The sequence below is a fragment of the Rhizobium sp. R711 genome, assembly GCF_002211365.1.
Taxonomy (GTDB): domain Bacteria; phylum Pseudomonadota; class Alphaproteobacteria; order Rhizobiales; family Rhizobiaceae; genus Rhizobium.
The window spans coordinates 29687-47257 of sequence record NZ_LOKZ01000009.1; the positions used below are offsets into that span (position 1 = coordinate 29687).

18 protein-coding genes are annotated in these 17571 nt (G+C 58.3%); 12 read left to right on the plus strand and 6 right to left on the minus strand.

From position 1 onward, the window contains the following. The first annotated feature begins 4 nt into the window (after positions 1–4). The 6 genes from traD to ATY80_RS12080 all read left to right on the plus strand — a co-directional run bounded on the left by traD (position 5) and on the right by ATY80_RS12080 (position 3964). A complete protein-coding gene (gene traD / locus ATY80_RS12055) occupies positions 5–217 on the plus strand; it encodes a conjugal transfer protein TraD (RefSeq protein ID WP_088692660.1) in 213 nt (70 codons plus the stop codon). After that, positions 207–2162 (plus strand): Ti-type conjugative transfer system protein TraG, encoded by a 1956-nt coding sequence (traG, locus tag ATY80_RS12060; protein WP_088692661.1) that lies wholly within the window; start codon positions 207–209, stop codon positions 2160–2162. The genes traD and traG overlap by 11 nt, the downstream gene beginning before the upstream one ends. A gap of 81 nt (positions 2163–2243) precedes the next feature. Continuing rightward, the gene (locus ATY80_RS30005) at positions 2244–2378 is read left to right on the plus strand and encodes a hypothetical protein (RefSeq protein ID WP_280950677.1); all 135 of its coding nucleotides are present in this window, start codon (positions 2244–2246) and stop codon (positions 2376–2378) included. Positions 2379–2787: 409 nt separating this feature from the next. Further along, on the plus strand, positions 2788–3057 hold the full coding sequence (locus tag ATY80_RS12070) for a WGR domain-containing protein (protein WP_348626633.1): 270 nt from the start codon (positions 2788–2790) through the stop codon (positions 3055–3057). Between the two features lie 33 nt (positions 3058–3090). Next, positions 3091–3567: a thermonuclease family protein gene (locus ATY80_RS12075; protein WP_088692663.1), complete on the plus strand. Its 477-nt coding sequence runs from the start codon at positions 3091–3093 to the stop codon at positions 3565–3567. Positions 3568–3739: 172 nt separating this feature from the next. Further along, entirely contained in the window at positions 3740–3964 is a 225-nt protein-coding gene (locus ATY80_RS12080; protein WP_088692664.1) for an HU family DNA-binding protein, read from the plus strand. Between the two features lie 421 nt (positions 3965–4385). Here the strand turns inward: ATY80_RS12080 and ATY80_RS12085 are convergent, their stop codons facing one another. Continuing rightward, entirely contained in the window at positions 4386–5315 is a 930-nt protein-coding gene (locus tag ATY80_RS12085) for a zincin-like metallopeptidase domain-containing protein (protein WP_088692665.1), read from the minus strand. Positions 5316–6010: 695 nt separating this feature from the next. Between ATY80_RS12085 and ATY80_RS12090 the strand changes: the two genes are divergently transcribed. From ATY80_RS12090 to ATY80_RS12095, 3 genes are all read left to right on the plus strand, one after another. Next, positions 6011–6667 carry a transcriptional regulator gene (locus ATY80_RS12090; RefSeq protein ID WP_088692666.1) on the plus strand — a complete coding sequence of 219 codons (657 nt, stop codon included), beginning with the start codon at positions 6011–6013 and terminating at the stop codon, positions 6665–6667. 344 nt (positions 6668–7011) lie between these two features. Beyond that, the gene (locus ATY80_RS28585; RefSeq protein ID WP_141105557.1) at positions 7012–7263 is read left to right on the plus strand and encodes a hypothetical protein; all 252 of its coding nucleotides are present in this window, start codon (positions 7012–7014) and stop codon (positions 7261–7263) included. A 12-nt stretch (positions 7264–7275) separates the two neighbouring features. Next, entirely contained in the window at positions 7276–7515 is a 240-nt protein-coding gene (locus ATY80_RS12095) for a hypothetical protein (RefSeq protein ID WP_088692667.1), read from the plus strand. Positions 7516–8188: 673 nt separating this feature from the next. On the opposite strand, the gene dhaL is transcribed toward ATY80_RS12095, so the two are convergent. From dhaL to ATY80_RS12110, 3 genes are read right to left on the minus strand one after another with little or no spacing between them, the layout of a single operon-like run. After that, positions 8189–8845 (minus strand): dihydroxyacetone kinase subunit DhaL, encoded by a 657-nt coding sequence (gene dhaL, locus ATY80_RS12100; protein ID WP_088692668.1) that lies wholly within the window; start codon positions 8843–8845, stop codon positions 8189–8191. Between the two features lie 10 nt (positions 8846–8855). Further along, positions 8856–9848, minus strand: coding sequence for a dihydroxyacetone kinase subunit DhaK (locus tag ATY80_RS12105; RefSeq protein WP_088692669.1), 993 nt, complete (start codon positions 9846–9848; stop codon positions 8856–8858). 21 nt (positions 9849–9869) lie between these two features. Next, positions 9870–10721, minus strand: a complete 852-nt coding sequence (locus tag ATY80_RS12110) for a sugar phosphate isomerase/epimerase family protein (RefSeq protein WP_088692670.1) — start codon at positions 10719–10721, stop codon at positions 9870–9872. 228 nt (positions 10722–10949) lie between these two features. On the opposite strand from ATY80_RS12110, the gene ATY80_RS12115 reads away from it, so the two are divergent. Continuing rightward, positions 10950–11879, plus strand: a complete 930-nt coding sequence (locus ATY80_RS12115) for a LysR substrate-binding domain-containing protein (protein ID WP_088692671.1) — start codon at positions 10950–10952, stop codon at positions 11877–11879. A gap of 70 nt (positions 11880–11949) precedes the next feature. Here the strand turns inward: ATY80_RS12115 and ATY80_RS12120 are convergent, their stop codons facing one another. Beyond that, on the minus strand, positions 11950–12798 hold the full coding sequence (locus ATY80_RS12120) for an alpha/beta fold hydrolase (RefSeq protein ID WP_088692672.1): 849 nt from the start codon (positions 12796–12798) through the stop codon (positions 11950–11952). Beyond that, positions 12795–13643, minus strand: coding sequence for an NAD(P)-dependent oxidoreductase (locus tag ATY80_RS12125; RefSeq protein ID WP_245306828.1), 849 nt, complete (start codon positions 13641–13643; stop codon positions 12795–12797). The genes ATY80_RS12120 and ATY80_RS12125 overlap by 4 nt, the downstream gene beginning before the upstream one ends. Positions 13644–14168: 525 nt before the next feature. Here ATY80_RS12125 and ATY80_RS12130 point away from each other — a divergent pair. Both ATY80_RS12130 and ATY80_RS12135 read left to right on the plus strand, forming a co-directional pair. Continuing rightward, positions 14169–15185, plus strand: coding sequence for a TRAP transporter substrate-binding protein (locus tag ATY80_RS12130; protein ID WP_088692674.1), 1017 nt, complete (start codon positions 14169–14171; stop codon positions 15183–15185). Positions 15186–15194: 9 nt separating this feature from the next. Next, a complete protein-coding gene (locus ATY80_RS12135) occupies positions 15195–17060 on the plus strand; it encodes a TRAP transporter large permease subunit (protein ID WP_088692675.1) in 1866 nt (621 codons plus the stop codon). The last annotated feature ends 511 nt before the right edge of the window (positions 17061–17571 follow it).

The following is a 17571-nucleotide window of genomic DNA, read 5'->3' on the forward strand; positions in this document are numbered from 1 at the left end:
GCGAATGCAGAAAATGACAGCGAGCGAAGCCCGCAAGAAGGATGCGCGCGAAAAGATCGAGCTCGGCGGGCTGATCGTCAAGGCGGGCCTGCGCTATGAGAAGCGCGCGCTCTTGCTCGGGCTGCTGATCGACGCCGGCGCGCGGATCAAAGCGGACGATGCGGAGAGAACGCGTCTCAGTGAACTCGGTGCAAAGGCATTCGCCGATGACGCCTAAGAGGATCCTTATCGCCGCCATTCCACCCGTGGCCATGCTCGCAGTTGCGCTGAGCCTACCCGGTATCGAAGGGTGGCTCGCCGCATTCGGAACGACGGATCAGGCGAAGCTGATACTCGGGCGGATCGGGCTCGCACTTCCCTATACGCTCGCCGGGGCATGCGGGCTCATGTTTCTGTTCGGCACGAGGGGATCGGTCAACGTCAAGACCGCGGGCTGGAGCGTTGCCGCGGGCGGTCTCGGCGTCATCTCCGTCGCAACGCTCAGGGAGGGATCGCGCCTTCTGGCCTTTGCTAGCCAAGTCCCCACGGGAAAGACGCTTCTTTCCTATGCCGATCCTTCGACCATCGCAGGAGCAGCCACCGCGCTGCTTGCGACTTTCTTTGCGCTGCGCGTTGCGAGGATGGGCAATGCGGCATTTTCGCGAAGCGAGCCGAGACGCATCCGGGGCAAACGCGCCCTGCACGGAGAGGCGGACTGGATGACAATGCAAGAGTCGGAAAAGCTCTTTCCAGAAACGGGCGGTATCGTCATCGGAGAGCGATATCGTGTCGATCGGGACGATCCGGCGGCCACGTCGTTTCGGGCCGGTGAGCCGACGACCTGGGGAAGGGGAGGCTCCGCACCGCTGTTGTGCTTCGACGGCGCGTTCGGCTCATCGCATGGGATCGTTTTCGCCGGTTCAGGTGGTTTCAAGACGACCTCTGTCACGATCCCGACCGCGCTCAAGTGGGGCGGCTCGCTCGTGGTGTTGGATCCCTCGAGCGAAGTGGCGCCGATGGTGATGAAGCACCGGCGCAAAGCGGGCCGGCGCGTCATCGTCCTCGACCCGAGGAACACCGGCTCCGGCTTTAACGCGCTCGACTGGATCGGCCGTCATGGCGGAACCAAGGAAGAGGATATCGCGGCCGTCGCATCATGGATCATGAGCGACAGCGGACGCGCGACCGGCGTCCGCGATGACTTCTTTCGCGCGTCCGGACTTCAGCTTCTGATCGCGATGATCGCCGATGTCTGCCTGTCCGGACATACCGATAAGAAAGAACAGACGTTGCGGCAGGTCCGCACCAATCTGTCGGAGCCGGAGCCGAAGCTTCGCGCACGCTTGCAGGAGATCTACGACAACTCCGCTTCCGGCTTCGTGAAGGAGAATGTTGCCGCCTTTGTGAACATGACGCCGGAAACCTTCTCGGGCGTCTACGCCAATGCGATCAAGGAAACGCACTGGCTGAGCTATGCAAACTATGGCGCCTTGGTGTCCGGCTCCAGCTTCTCGACCGAGGCGCTTGCCGATGGTGAAACCGACGTCTTCATCAATGTCGACCTCAAGACTTTGGAAACCCATGCCGGCCTGGCGCGTGTTATCATCGGCTCCTTCCTCAACGCGATCTATAATCGCGACGGGGCGATCAATGGCCTGGCACTCTTTCTCCTCGATGAGGTGGCAAGGCTGGGTTACATGCGGGTGCTGGAGACGGCACGTGATGCCGGCCGGAAATATGGCATCACGCTTACGATGATCTATCAGTCGATCGGCCAGCTGCGGGAAACCTACGGCGGTCGCGACGCGTCCAGCAAATGGTTCGAGAGCGTCAGCTGGATCTCGTTTGCGGCAATCAACGATCCAGAAACAGCCGATTACATCTCGCGCCGATGCGGCACGACGACAGTCGAGATCGACCAGGTCAGCAGCAGTTTCCAATCGCGCGGGTCGTCACGAACGCGTTCGAAACAGCTTGCGGCCAGACCGCTCATCCAGCCGCACGAGGTTCTTCGCATGCGTGCTGACGAGCAGATCGTCTTCACGGCAGGCAACGCGCCATTGAGGTGCGGCCGCGCGATCTGGTTTCGGCGCAGCGATATGAGATCTTGTGTCGCCGCAAACCGGTTCGAGCAGAAAGCTGAAGCGGCCGGCGAGGGGAATGACACTGACGCCGACGGATAAGTACGAGCGAAGAGGGCGATGCGATATTGGGAAGCATGTGAAGCGCAAGTGTCGGCTGATGAGGCTATTGAGGAGTGCCGTGTGCATGACGTTCAGGCCGAGATCCGCGAGACGGATGGGGCATTGATCGATGCGGCAACCGGCGACGTTATCGCCTTTGCCGATGACTACAGCGAATATTTCGGTGCCGCTATCCTCGGCTATCTCGGTTACTGAGCCGTTGATCTGTCGAGGCGAGCGAGGAAGATAGCCGTCGAGCTATCCTCCTCTCTAAGCCGAGCGTCCGAACAGGAACGGACGTTGGGGTCTCAACAAGTTTGAAACTAGGAAATTGCCAATTGGTTGCGACAACTGACTTACGCCTTCCGGCGTAGTCGCGCGAAGACCGTACAAGCGGGTCCGCTGCCCATGTAGCCTGGGCTGACAGTGCGGCACTGTCGAGAGCATTTGAGCATGTTGTGATTTAAAGAGAAACTCGCCAATAGGCTTACGGAAAAGAAGGGCAAGCTCGCCGAACTAAAACCCGTTGCCCGCATAACGTCCGCTCTTCACTGAAATGAATCGATAGGACCGGACCGATTCAAAACAGTCGTTGGACGCAATGGCGCGAAAACGCGATTCTGCCATGATGATCGCACAGCACTATCGACTTTACATCGAACGCACGGACGCCGAACAGAACATGGCTCGCTTCTACGCGATGGCCATTGAGCCAAACCTATTTGGCGAGGCATGCCTGACCCGTCGCTGGGGACGCATTGGCACACGTGGACAGACAATGACCCAATATTTTGAGCGGGAGAAGGATGCCGTCATCCTGTTTCTTGATCTGCTCCGGCAGAAAAGGGGCAGAGGATACACCACCATCTTTCAGCAAAGACATCTTGATGGCTAAGGGGTACCTGACCGTGCAAAGGAAGTCCACGTGATGACAGGTTTTAGAATTGTGTATCGTCGACCGTCTTCGACGTTAATCAGGATCTTTTTTCTCGCAGCCATGCTCGTCGTTCCAGTCGTTGTGACCGAGAACGCTGAGGCTGCGCAACAGACCAGCGCGCAATCTGTGTTCCGCAAATGCACTAACCGGGCGCGCGCCAACTGTGTCGTTGATGGCGACACGCTGTGGCTGCGGGGTGAGAAAGTCAGGATTGCCGACATCGACACGCCCGAGATCAGTCAGCCCAAATGCGCATCGGAACTCGCGCTCGGAAACAGGGCCACGCAGCGTCTGATTGATCTCGTCAACGATGGGCCGTTCGAACTTCAGGCATGGCCGGGACGAGATGAGGACAGGTACGGCCGGAAGCTCCGGGTTCTCGTCCGTGATGGACGCAGCCTCGGCGACATCCTCGTCTCCGAAGGCTTGGCGAGGACCTGGAGCGGGCGGCGTGAGCCGTGGTGCTGAGCGAGGAGCGCCGATTTAATCCCCATCTGTTGCATGCGAAAGCGGACCGACAGGGTACGACGGCGCTGGAAGGTGTGGAAATCCCGGTCTGCTGGCCGTTCTGCTGCGCTGCATCGATGACATCCGGCAATCGGTCGGACACGGATTCTCTCGTGAAACACGAAGACACGACATGACAACCACCAATGAAATTGCAGACAAGATCGCGACAGAGCACGGCCTCACCAAAATCCAGGCCAAGGAAATGGTCGAGGCGGTGTTCGCAGCAATCGCCGACGCTGCTGGATCCGACACAGAGTCATCCATTCCCGGCTTCGGCAAGTTCAAGGTAAAAGCCTACCCGGCGCGCGAAGGCCGCAATCCGGTAACCGGCGAAGCGATGAAGATCGCAGCCTGAAAAAAGCTTACCTTCCCCCCCCCCAAGGCCATCAAGGATGCTCTAAACAAATAATCGAAGGGGTTGAGATAGAACGTCCGCCGAGGCGCGGCTTCTTGATCGACTTGAAAGGTGGCGGCCCGCAGGGCCCGCGCCGGTTATCAACAGGCTCCGCCGACACTTCGGCGCGATTTGGGGCGCGTTCTGGCTCCGCCTGCTTCGACGGCTTTCTGACGAAAGCCGCCTACGCCCCTGCGGGGTTGATAACCGACGGCGCTGCGCGCCTGGGATAAGTGGTGGCAATGCCACCCGTGGGTCTTGGACCGGTCGATCCGGACGAGACCCGCACGCGACGCATACCGGTCTTCCCAACATCAAAGAACCGATTGGGTAGTTGGTATCGGCCAATGACAGGCCGATACCAACTCAATAAATTCGGCCACTAGGCGGCCTGTCCTTCGCCATTTTCTGCATTCGGTTGCAGTTCATGAAGATAGGTCATGGCCTTTTCGGCAAACGATGCCGCCTGAAATATCGCGCGCTTGTCATTCTGCAAAACGGTCAGCCATGATTTAATATAAGCGGCGTGGTCATCACGTGGCTCGATCGAGAGACCTAGGTCTGCGGCAAAGAACACGCTTCCCAGCTCGGCGACCAGCTCCTCGCGGGCATAGCCTTCATCACCCCATGATTCGCGCCCGAAGTCGCGGTCAAGCCGGGCCTTGGCCTTCGTCCAATGGATTGCTTCATGAGCAAGGGTGGTGGCGTGGGCCTCTGCTGAAACGAACGCGTCAAAGTGCGGCATCTGGATGAAATCGCCTGTCGGGCTATAAAATGCCTTCTTGCCGCCCTCACGGATATCGGCGCGAAGATTTGAGAAGAACCTATCGGCGCGCTCGATACGGTCTTTGCTGTCGGTGGCATTACCAGCATCGGGTTTGCCGTAGAAGTGGTCTGACAATCCTTCGATCTGATCGGCGCAAAATACGCTGTAGCCTTTCATGAACGGGATGCGGCGTGTCTTGTCCTCGCCATCGGCGTCGTCTTGCTGCTTTTCGATTGCTCCGGCATAGACGACGAGGCTGGACTTCTCGCCCTTCTTGACCTGCGCGCCGAGTTCCTGGGCCTGACTGTAAGTCATCCAATAGGGCGACTGAAACCCACGCTCGGCCGCCGTCATCCACAGCAACACGGTATTGATACCGCGATAGCCAACGCCGTTATGGCGCAATGGCCGAACAGGGGATTGACCAGCAGCCCAAGGCTGCATCCACGGCCGTGTCCCCTTATCGAGCAGGGCGATGATCGCGGCGGTCACACGCTCGTAGACATCGGCGCGCTTGGTGTCAGTCTGCTTCGCATTCTTGGTCATGGTGGTATCTCCGTTTGTCCGCGAAGCGGTCTGGCTCTGCCAATCGGGCAGGAGCCCCGCTCCTGTTCCCGAGCAACCGGCGATCCGGTCGGGAGAGAGGGGGACAAGCGGAAAATCGGGAGGGGGATCACCCGCCCGAAGAGGACAGCGACGATCCGCGAACGCGGTCGACGTCTGGTCCTGCACGGCAGCGCCGCAGGCGATGTCGGAAGGACGGGGAAACCGGATTTTGTGCTTGTGGGGGAGAGAGCGGCGGCCGCTCTTTCCCCTCAAGAGAAACAAAGACTGCAGGGAGTGCAGCCTAGTTGGGATCGAGCAAGATCGTCGGATCTGCTTAATCACCTGCACGGCGCACACCGGCACCAGACAGGCAAAGAAGCATATCGGAGAAATCAGCATCGCGCCGCGTCATCGCGGGATTTCGGGAATTCGCGTCACGCAAAAATCGGACGAATGACAGCCATAGGAGCGGAGCAAAGCGCGCCCGGAGGGCCTGCGAGACTGACTGTCGCCGGTTTTTGCGTTCCGTTTTGGCGGTCACCGCGTGGATTTTAGGTCCGCTCGCGCTTTCGGCACACGATGACTTGGCTTCAACACTCCGTTAAAGATGGCCAACTTCGATCCTCTGGCCAGACATGTCTTACCGACACGGAAGATCGTGCCCGATCTACGAACAAAACGAAGGACCAGACTATATGAAAAAGCCCGAGAGGAACTTTGTGGTCGAGTTCAAATCCGGCAACCGGCGACAAGCCCCGAAGCCAACCTCCATCTGGGGAGACGTGGATCTCAAGGCGATTTCGCTCGCGGTCGAAGCAGATGCTTCGGATCAAGTTCTTCAAACGACAGCAAAGAGCGCGAACAGTGCTCCGTCTAACCTGCGAACACGAGAGCAGATGTTAACTAAAACCTTCGAGCAGCCAAAAACAATGCTGCCACCACAGGAGGAACGTATGGCCGAAGAAACCACCCCAGTGCTAAGTGCCGACAACGCAAGCATTGAGACCGCGACACCAATCACAGAACCTAAAAAGCGCCGTGGCCGCCAGGCAAAAACTGTTGCTCCGAAAATAGCCGCGAACGATGAGAAGACCACACCTGTGAAGCCTACAAAGAAACCACGCGTAGCAAAGTCTGCAGCAGTGGCAGAGGCAGGGGCAAAGGTTGCGACAAAGCAGCCGCGTAAGACGCGCACGCCTAAGGAAGCAACTGCGGCCGGGAGTACTCCTGCAGCACACGAGATGGCCGATCTGGTTCAGCTTGAAGAAGAAAACCAGAAGCTGCGAAAGCAGCTAGCGGAAAAGCTGCGCGCCGAGAACGCCGATCTTCGGAAACGCCTCGGCCATTCGTAACGTCATCAAACGCCGGTTTGCCGGCGCTTAATCAGCCCATCCGGCAATGCGCGATCATTGCCGGATGGACATCCTATTTGATGATAGAAGAAGTTGGGCGCGACGATGGTCTCCCTGGAAATTTCTTGTCGGAATTGCCCGGCGAAACCATGAGCATGCCAAGCCGGACGCCAGCCTGACCTCTGGTGACGAGGCGCCAATATCTTCCGAGCCGACCGTTACGTATCCGACAGAGCAGAAAGCCGCGCCTGCGCACGACGGACTCGACATAACGGGCGTGAGCGGTTCGGATTACGAGGCCTCTGCTCACGTTGACGACTTGCCAACGCTCTTCGCAATCGCCGTTGCTGCAGCAGAAACGAAGGAAAAAAAGTCCGGTCGCTACCTTCGGGCTGGAGCGTGCTGGAAAGCGGGGCAGCCAAGCTGTCAGCAGCAAGAGCAGGCGTATAGAACCCGAACCCGTACACGCAGCGAAACCAGTGGATGAAGCCCGCGCGCTTGATCATGAAATCCTGCAATTACGGGTTCAATTGGCAAAAAAACTTGAGATGCAGAATTCGCTGCTCCGAAAAATGCTGGCGCGGTTTGAGCATTGAGTAGGCGGTCGAATGTCGGAGTTTGAAGTGCAGCAAGGATCGGACGTGTCGGCAATCAATGTAGCATTGAAAACCCTCTGCCGAGAGTACGGCGTCGAGCGTGATAGGAAGTCCGTCCTGCAGATTGCGACACTCCTTGTGCGGCTGTCAAACGAAGGAACTCTCGGCACCGAGGACCTCGTTCGGATTGCGCGGGATGAACTGATGGCCGGTTTCGCATTCAGTTCAGATGCACAAGACCACTCGAGTTAAATAGGGCAAGAGGGCGAGAAGTGCCAGCCGACAGTGTGATAAATTTATTGTTCATTCTCAATATTTTAGCGAAAATCGCGTAATCGTTTTTAGGGAACCAGCAGAGTTACCGGGAGACAGTTAAAGCGCTTTTTCTTCGACGCATTGTCCTATCAAAGGCCGCTAGAGGCTGCCGGCCACTCAAAGTCATCTTTCGCGCTCAGGTCGCTCGAAAACCGCTATGCCGCGTCAGCATGAAGTCGCTGCATAGATGGAGAGCGTCAAGCGACTCTTTAGAGGAACCAGACTCTTCGTCGCGTCAGCTTCAGTCCCTCCTGGATAAGGCCATGTCGCCATCAAGCAGTGGAAGCGGTGGTACGACGCTAACTTCGCTGCGTCCTGCCTTTTCGCGTTTTTGCGGAACCCGACCCCGCAAGCGAGCCCGAGGGGCCGGACACCGAATGCATGGTTCCCTGCCGATCCAAGCGGTCCGCTAAATTTGACTCCCGGATGGCCGCGGAAGTCGGGTCACACGCAACGGAGGGATTTGCCGGATTTCTATCGCGGTGTTCAACAGCGGGCTTTGCCTCCAGACGGTACGACGTCGACGAGATGCCGCTCTACGTCAACAACGGATCGGCATTCTGGATCGGCTTCGCCTTAAACTCGGCATTCATTCGGAGCTCAATCAGGCTCAAGAAGCCGTGACACTCTGAAGCCTATCACGGGCCCCCTGAGACAGCTCCCTGAGGATAAGTGCGCAAGAGGTCGCCCCAGCATCCAGGACGCCAAGCGATCTTCCGCCGAGCCGGCTGGCTCGACCGATCCGCGCAATCAAGTTTATTGTCGAATCACGGCCAGTCTCCGCTGCCGCAACGAGGAGTTCCAACGCTTGAGCGAAGGATTTGCCTTCCGCTGTCGCTTTGTCAAAAGCTTCGACAGCGGGCACCAACGTGTCCAGCAACGTCTTGTCGCCGACTTTTGCCGAACCAATTTCCTGTATACCCGTCAAGCCAGCATGCAACATTCGGCTGAACGTCTTGTCGTCGATCTGGTCCACATTAGCGATCTGCCCGGCAAACTCGGTGAACATTACGCCGTAAAGCGGCCCCATCGATCCGCCAATCTCGGTCATCAGTACTGTTCCGAGTGTCTCAAGCGCTTTTGCGAGCGACAACTCCTTGCCGCGGATCCGATCGGCCACAAGTCCGAAGCCCTTGGCCATATTGATTCCGTGGTCACCGTCGCCGGTCTTGCCGTCGATCTCGCTGAGGTAGCCACGGTTATCGATGATCGCGCTCGCCATGGAGAGAGCGATGTCGCCGGCTGCCGCGTTTTTCAATGTTTGCATTGTTCCCTCCTTATAGTGCTGTCGTGCAGCGGACCTCCACGTCCAGCAGCGCCTTGAGTTCGTCATCGAGCGCCATGACCGTCAAAGTCGCTCCGACCATCTCAAGAGAAGTGAAGTAATTACCAACATACGCTTTGTGGATCCTGAGGCCGCGGCCGGAAATCTCCTCCTCGACGGTGTCGAAGAGAATGTAAAGTTCGTTCAGCGGCGTTGCGCCAAGGCCAGATACCAGTACGGCCACTTCCGTCCCCGAGGCGAGATCATGGTCATCCAGCACGATCTGGCACATATCCTTGGCGACCTCGGATGCGCTCTTGAGCGCTTCTACCCGCACACCCGGCTCGCCGTGATGGCCGATACCGACTTCAATGGTGCCAGGCTCGATCTGGAAGTTCGGATGTCCGACCGCCGGAAGAGTGCACGGTCCCAATCCGACACCGACCGAGCGGCAATTGTCGATGGCCTTCTGCGCTGCGTTACGAACCTCGGATAGGCTGGCGCCCATCGACGCTTTCGCTCCGCCGACCTTCCACATGAAGATCTCTCCGGCAACCCCTCGGCGCTTCGCCTTCTCCTCGGCGGGGGCGGAGCATACGTCGTCGTTTGCAACGACCGTGGCAACTTCGATGCCGTCCTTTGCGGCGAGCTTCATCGCCATCTTCACGTTCATGTTGTCTCCGGCATAATTTCCGTAGAGGACAACGACCCCTTTTCCACCATTGGCTTCGCGTATGGCATCATGAAAGCTCTTGGCCGTTGGCGACGAAAACAGCTCGCCGACGGCGACTGCATCGAGCATGTTGCGGCCCGCATAGCCGATGAAAGCAGGCTCGTGTCCGGAGCCACCTCCGGTCACGACACCCACTTTACCTTGCGCGGGCTGGTCGATCGCCGTCACCACGCGTGGGTTTTCGGCAAGGCGCACGATGTCTCGGTGTGCCTTCACAAAGCCCTTGACGGTATCTTCCACGACCTCGTCGCGGTTATTTACAAAGCGTTGCACTGCGTCCTCCTCCAGACACGGTCATTGATTGTCGTTGAGCGCTCGCCGGACGACCTTGAGGGACCGAGCGAGCGAGTCTTCGATTGTTGACAGCGGCACGGGATCTTGGCGGCGAAGCGGCTGCGCCTGCCGATTGCGATGCAGTCTCAAGGGAAGTTCAATGCTGACGGGGAAGCCATCGACCTTTGCGATCGCAGCCAGGAGGCGCTCGCACCCGACCTTGCCGTCGCCGATATCGCAGAAAAACCAGCCTTTATCGGTTTTACGGACATCCTTGATATGGGCGTGCGCCGATCCCGGCAGCGCCAGGATCCCATCACCTGCGAGATCGTCCATGTCCGGTCGATGTGACGCAGTGTTTGCGGCGTCGTAATTTAGCTTTAGAAAGGGCGATCCGAATTCCTCAACAAGGGAAATACCGTCCCGCGCGGTGTTGATCAGGCTATCGCTGCCGTCTCCTGGGTTTTCCAGGCCAACGACGATATTAAGGGCTTCGGCTCTTCTCAGTATGATCTCGACGTTGCGACGGAATGTTGCTTCTCTTTCTCGGGCGGCCGCGTTGGTCGCAATAACCTTGGCTCCAATCGCCGCGGCGAATGCCATGCGGCCCGTGAACACTTCGACCGAATGTTCGAAACCCAGGTCGATGTGCGACGACATTGCGTGACACGAGAGCCCCGAAGCTTTCAGCGCGCTGCGCCAACTGGTCATCTCTGAAGGTATGAAGGCGGTCTCGTCAAAGGGTTCTGTATACCCTAGGATAAAGGCCGGCTCGAAATGCGTGAACCCGAGGGACGCCGCGCTGTCCAGTGCGGCCTCTCTGCTATGCCCATCGTATGGCGCTCCGGACACGGAGATCACCCGTTCAGCCATGCATTCCTCCCTTTCGCGAAGAACGGCGCAAAGGCCGTTCCGAAGGGCAAAGTGTTAAAAACGCTTCATCCGGACAAGCGAATTCCGTCGATCGATGCATGAATTCATCTCAACAACTGCATCATTTGCGTTAAATTTCCTCATGGAATATAGAGGACGGGCGTCCTCCAGCTTACTGAGTGTCTACTGTGAAAAGGTGGCCAGGCACGCATAAACGGGAGGAGGGTGATGAGCGCGTTGGAGTTCCCTTCGCTGCGATCGCTACAGGTGTTGGAAGCTGTCGCACGTCTTGGATCTTTTGGGAAAGCCGCCGAGGAGCTGAGCATCAGCCCCTCGGCCGTGAGCCATCAAATGGCCGCGCTGGATTCGGACCTCGGAATTGCTTTGTTCCATCGCTCCGGGCGTTCGATCATGCTGACCGACGCGGGTAGGGCCTACGCCGAGGAAATCAGCGCTTCGTTTCGAAGGATCGAGAGCGCCACGCGCAATTTCACGAAGAAGGGCAAAAGTGACATTCTGAATATCCATTCGGTTGTCAGTCTCGCTTCGCAGTGGCTCATGCCTCGCCTGGCCCGGTTTAGCGCCCGCTATCCGGAGATCGATCTTCGACTGCACGCTTCTGGTGACCCGGCCGAGCTGAGGACCGGCAACGTCGATATCGACATCCGCTATGGAACGCAGCCCGTAGAGGTTGGCATCGCCGTCGAGCCCTTCCCACCTGAGCCGATCATTGTCCTGTGCGCCCCATCGTTGGTCGACGGCGCAAACGGGATACGCTCACCGCCGGATCTCGCCAGATTTCCGCTCATTCACTCCGAAGTGAACCTCTATCGCTGGCAGGATTGGGCGGACGACCACGGCGTTACGCTCAACATGGACAGAGGACTACGTTTCGATAGATCTTTCATGTCCATCAACGCGGCCGCAGATGGACTCGGCGTTTGCCTGGAAAGCCTCACACTCGTCCGGCAAGATCTGAAAAGCGGGAGGCTCGTTGCGCCGTTTGCCCTGGAAGGCCCCAGCATCAATTGCCATAGTCTCGTGTACTTACGATCCAGGGCAAGAACGCCAAAGATCGCTCTGTTCAAACGATGGATCGAAGAAACCCTGGCTGCCGACGCGGCTTCTGTGGGTGAAATCGACGTCGGCGGGAAGTGAGTGTGCACACTCAAGGTCGACGATGCGCGACTGGTGGATCAGACGCGCATCACCGACTTCAGGCAGTGGTTTAGCCGAAGAATTTCCGGAGTTCGTTCGCTATGAATTCGGGAGCTTCTTCCGCAACCCAGTGACCGGAGCCCGGGATCACTCCGCCCCGAACGTCACTTGCCACCCGCTGCATTGATTCCATCGTCTCCATGCCGCGGCCAAAACCACTGTCTCCGCCCAGGGCGAGGACCGGCATTTCGAGCTTGCCATCCCTCTCGAGGAACAATTTGTTGTCTTTGACGTCAGTTGGAAAGCCGCGATAATAGGCGAGAAGTGTGCGCAAGCCGCCCGGTTTCAGATAGGTACGCAAGTACTCATTCTTGTCTTCCTGAGATAGCACGTTTGCCCGGCTACCATAGTTGTCGAACAACCATTCCAGATAGATATGCTCGCGACCGCCGAACATGGCTTCCGGCAAATCCGGCGTCCTGAAGAAGGGGTGGTGCCAACGCCGGCCGCCTTGCGACATGTCCGCTCCATCGCCAGGAATGGTAACGTCCAGGATCGCGAGCTTGCTAACAGCTTTCCGGTGCTGCGCGGCCAAGGCAAACGCCACCGGGCCGCCCCAGTCGTGCCCCACAAGATTGAAGCGATCGATCTTCAGGTGTTCAGAAAGAAGCTCCCACACGTCTTTGGCAACCGTCTTCTTGTCGTAGCCATCGACGGGCCGGGAAGTGTCGCCGAGGCCGCGCAGGTCCGGCGCGATGATCGCGTACTTGTCGGCGAGGAAGGGGATCACGTGCCGCCATTCGTGCGAACTCTGCGGCACCCCATGAAGGAGAACCAGCGGCTCGCCGGATCCTGCGGTCAGGTAGTGCATGGTGATGCTGGACAGTCGCGCGTAATTGCTTTTGATCTCGTGACTCATTTCTTTGACTCCTTCTGACCGGCGGTCATACCCCGATACGCACGAATGACCTGACTGTCATCTGCCGAGCCCGACCCCTGCCCAGACGCGGCAAGGAAGAACTGATGCGCAACGGAGGCGAGCGGCAGGGCGGCCCTGGCAGAGGAGCCAGCGGCAAGCACGATACCGAGATCTTTCACAAAGATGTCGACGGCGCTCGTTACCTCAGGGTCCTCCAGAAGCATACGCTGGCCACGATCGTTGAGCATCCAGCTGGAAGCCGCCGAGCCGGACACGATCTCGAGCACCGTTGAGGTGTCGAGCCCAGCTCTTTCGGCGAGCGATAGCGCCTCAGCGGCGGCCGCCAAGTGTACGCCGCACAGCAGCTGGTTGACCGCCTTGGCAACTGACGCCTGACCAGGCCGCTCTCCGAGATAATAGATCTTGGAGCCGAGCACGTCGAAAAGACCGCGGCTTATTTCATAGGTTTGCCTGTCGCCTGCCACCATGATGGAAAGCGACGCGTCGCGCGCTCCGGCGACGCCGCCGGAAACAGGCGCATCCAGAAACCGGTGACCGCGAGCAGTCACGGCCTCGGCGAGCTGTTCAACCTCGCCGGGAGGGCATGTTGACATCAGGACGACGACGCTCTGCCTGGTTGAATTTGCCAGGGCGCCCCGTTCGAAGAGGGCTTGGTGCGCCTGGTCGATGTTGACGACCATTAACATCAAGACGTCAGTCTCGCTGGCGGCTTCCGTAGCGTCTGAATAGGCAGTCCCGCCACTGTCGGCGAAGCTTCTTAGAGCATTCTCCGAGATGTCAAACCCCTTGACCCTGAAGCCGCTTTTCAGGAGATGCGACGCCATGGGCAATCCCATAGAACCGAGACCGATAAAACCGATTGTCGGTTTTCCCGGTCTCCGTGCCGGGCTCAGCTTTGTTTCTAAAGCTTGGTGCACTTCCGGATCTCCTCCGAGATACTTGCATGTCATTGGCCGGCACATTCCATAGGCGGGTCCCATGCTCGAATACGAAGCGGTTAACATGGCCGCTTCCTCCGCATCAAAAGAGTTTGCGCGATGGACATGTGACCTGGATTCATGTTGCCTGACGCCTCTGCCGGGAAACCTTTGTCATCCTCCCGCATCGCGCCGAACGTCCCTGAGCTCAGTTCACCAATGCGAGGTGGCAATTCATTTGCGGACGTTTGGCGCAAGCGCCTATTTTACGTCCAGCCGCACACTGGGAGGCTTCCAGCTTTCAACAAACATCATTCAAAGGTCAAAAGGTCAGGCGACCTGCGAGTGCTGAGGGACGCTTACGAGGAGAGCGCCTGCACAGCAAATTCCCAAAAACATCGACATAGATCAACACGGTTAGAGGAGGAACCAATGATCACAATGAACCGACGTACGCTTATTATGAGTTCCGTGGCGATGACCGCCACGCTTGCGGCGCCGCGCATCATGCGCGCGAACTCGCCTGAGTTTTCGTTTAAATTTGCCAACATCATGCCCGTTGACCACCCGCTCAACACCCGCATGACCGAGGCTTCCAACAAGATCAGCGAGCAAACCGACGGCCGGGTCAGCATTCAGGTATTCCCCGCGAGCCAGCTCGGCACGGACGCCGATATGCTCAGCCAGCTTCGATCGGGTGGCTTGGACCTTCTTGCGCAAACAGGCCTCATCGCAGCGACACTCGTTCCGCCGGCGGCCATCACCGGCGTAGGATTTGCCTATCCCGACTACGAGCAGGTCTGGAAGTCGGTGGATGGCGAGCTCGGCCGGAGCATCCGGACGGCTTTTGAGAAGGTCAACCTGATCGCCTTCGAGAAGATGTGGGACAACGGCTTCCGGCAGACCACCTCGATCGGCAAACCGATCAAGTCGCCCGAGGACCTCAAGGGCTTCAAGATCCGCGTCCCTCCTGCGCCCCTCTGGACATCGCTCTTCAAGTCTCTCGGCGCCGCGCCGACATCAATTCCATGGGGCGAAACCTATTCCGCGCTTCAGACCCACGTGGCTGACGGTCTCGAAAACCCGCTCGCTGGCATTTACTTTGCCAAGATGTACGAGGTTCAAAAGTTTCTCTCCCGGACTAACCATATGTGGGACGGCTTCTGGATCCTCGCCAATCGCGACAACTTCGAGGTGCTGCCTGAGGACTTGCGTGACATTGTCGTCACCGAGATCAATCGCTCGGCCCTCGTGCAACGCGCCGATGTCGAAAAGCTGAATTCCGAACTCCAGGCAGAGCTGACGAGCAAGGGTCTTGAATTTATCGACGTCGATGTTTCCAAGTTTCGCGCGACGCTGCAAGCTTCGTCGTTCTACTCCGATTGGAAGGGGCGTTTTGGCGAGGAAGCATGGGCGTTGCTGGAGTCTACCTCGGGCAAATTGATCTGAGGCGTTGACATGGCTACTTCTGAAAATGTCAGCCCCCCGGTGGTCGGCACATGGCCAGTCCTGGCGAAAGCTGAAACGGGCGTCGTGCGCCTGATTGAAATGATCGCGGTTGCACTTGTTGTAGTCGAGGTGCTCGTGCTGTCGGCAGGCGTCTTCGCCCGCTATGCATGGGGCGAGCCCCTCATCTGGTCGGACGAGCTCGCCTCCATGTTGTTCCTCTGGCTTTCGATTGCGGGCGCGGTCCTCGCTTTTCACCGCGGACAGCATATGAGGATGGGCGTTATCGCGGACGCGATGCCGCCTGTCGTAAGGGCAAGGCTGGAGGTGGCTGCATTTGTCTTTTGCCTTTCGGTCTGCGCGCTTCTTCTGCCCAAGGCCACGACCTACGCTCTTCACGAAGTTCCGGTCGTCACTCCCGCGATGGAAGTTTCGGTCGCATGGCGTTCGTTTGGTCTTCCGATCGGACTTGGGCTGATGCTTATCCTTGGCGTGACCAACGCTCTCCAGCGCATCAGGCTGAGCGATTTCCTGATCGGGATCCTTGTAGCAGCATGCTTGATAGGGTTGGCGATTGCGGCGAAACCGTTGATCATGGCGATGGGCAACTGGAACCTCGTGCTTTTCTTCGTAGTCTTCATCGCACTGGGTGTGCTGAGCGGCGTACCAATCGCGTTCGTGTTCGCTCTCGCTGCCATCAGTTATGTGGCTCTGGGTACGAGCCGTCCGATAAGCGTAATCGCGGGTCGGCTTGATGAGGGAATGTCGCATCTTCTCCTGCTGGCGGTCCCGCTGTTCGTGCTGCTGGGTATGCTGATGGAGGTTACGGGCATGGCAAAAGCGATGCTGAACTTCCTGGCGTCCTTGCTCGGACATGTCAGAGGCGGCCTGTGTTACGTCCTCGTAGCGGCAATGTACCTGGTATCTGGGATATCGGGTTCGAAGACCGCCGACATGGCTGCCGTCGCCCCGGCACTGTTCCCGGAGATGAAGGCGAGAGGATCAAAGCCCGGCGATCTCGTGGCCCTGCTTGCGGCTACGGGTGCGCAGACGGAGACGATCCCGCCGAGCCTGGTATTGATCACCATCGGATCGGTTACGAGCGTATCGATTTCGGCCCTGTTCATAGGCGGCCTCTTGCCTGCATTCGTCTGCGGATTGATGCTTTGTGTTGTCGTCTGGTGGCGCTATCGCAACGAGGACATGTCGGGTTTTCGCAAGCCCCCAGCCAGGGAGATCTTCCGCACATTCCTTATTGCGCTTCCGGCTTTGGCACTACCTTTTATCATCCGCACAGCGGTTGTCGAAGGCGTTGCTACCGCCACGGAAGTCTCGACAATCGGCATTGCCTACTCGCTGCTGGCAGGCCTCGTCATTTACCGCCGGTTCGACTGGAAGCGGGTGGGTCCGATGCTGGTGGAAACGGCGGTCTTGTCCGGAGCCATCCTTTTCATCATCGCGGCGGCAACGGCTGTGGCTTGGTGCCTGACCCAATCGGGTTTTTCGCGTGGTCTGGTTCAAACGATGGCGGGTCTTCCCGGAGGAGCGCCGATCTTTATGATCGTGTCGATCGTCGCGTTCATCGTGCTCGGTAGTGTGCTGGAAGGCATTCCCGCGGTGGTTCTGTTCGCACCCCTGGTATTTCCGATCGCCAAGGGATTGGGTATCCACGACGTGCACTATTCGATCGTGGTCATTCTCGCCATGGGAGTGGGCCTGTTTCTCCCGCCGTTCGGGGTCGGATATTATGCCGCCTGTGCAATCGGCCGTGTGAACCCGGTGGAAGGCATAAAGCCGCTGTGGGGGTACATGATCGCCCTGCTTCTCGGGCTTGCGATCGTCGCGGCCGTGCCCGGGATCTCGATCGGTTTCCTGTGAGGTGTGACCGTAGGTGGCCGACAGATATATGTCGGCCACTTCGTTGCGCCACCATCTTACGGATTTAAGGACGAATGCTGGGCTGGCAACGTGCTTGCGAAGCATGGTGCCGGCTCCGCAACATGTCCAAGCGCAAAGAAAAGTGTGTCCATTCGAAGATCGTGACGTGTTCGCGGTTTTCCGTGGCATCTTCTTCAAGGAGCCGTGCGCGTCTTCGCCGGCAGAAGTAACACCTCTTCCTCCGACCGCTATCTGAACACCCGTTGGCGACCTGCCGCAGAACCGCTCACATGACCGTGAGGCAGGCAAGGAGATCCTCGATAATCTTGCCGACATTCGGATAGGAGCCGCGTCCCGCGGTCAGGGAACCAAGAGTTCTTCCGAACTCGGCAAAAGCCATTGGCGATCTGACGGCTGAAGCAGCGCAGCACCTCGGAACCGGTTGATTCGATTGATGAATTGCATGTCTGATCGAGATCATTTGTTGAGCGATGCTCATAGAAGCGGACGT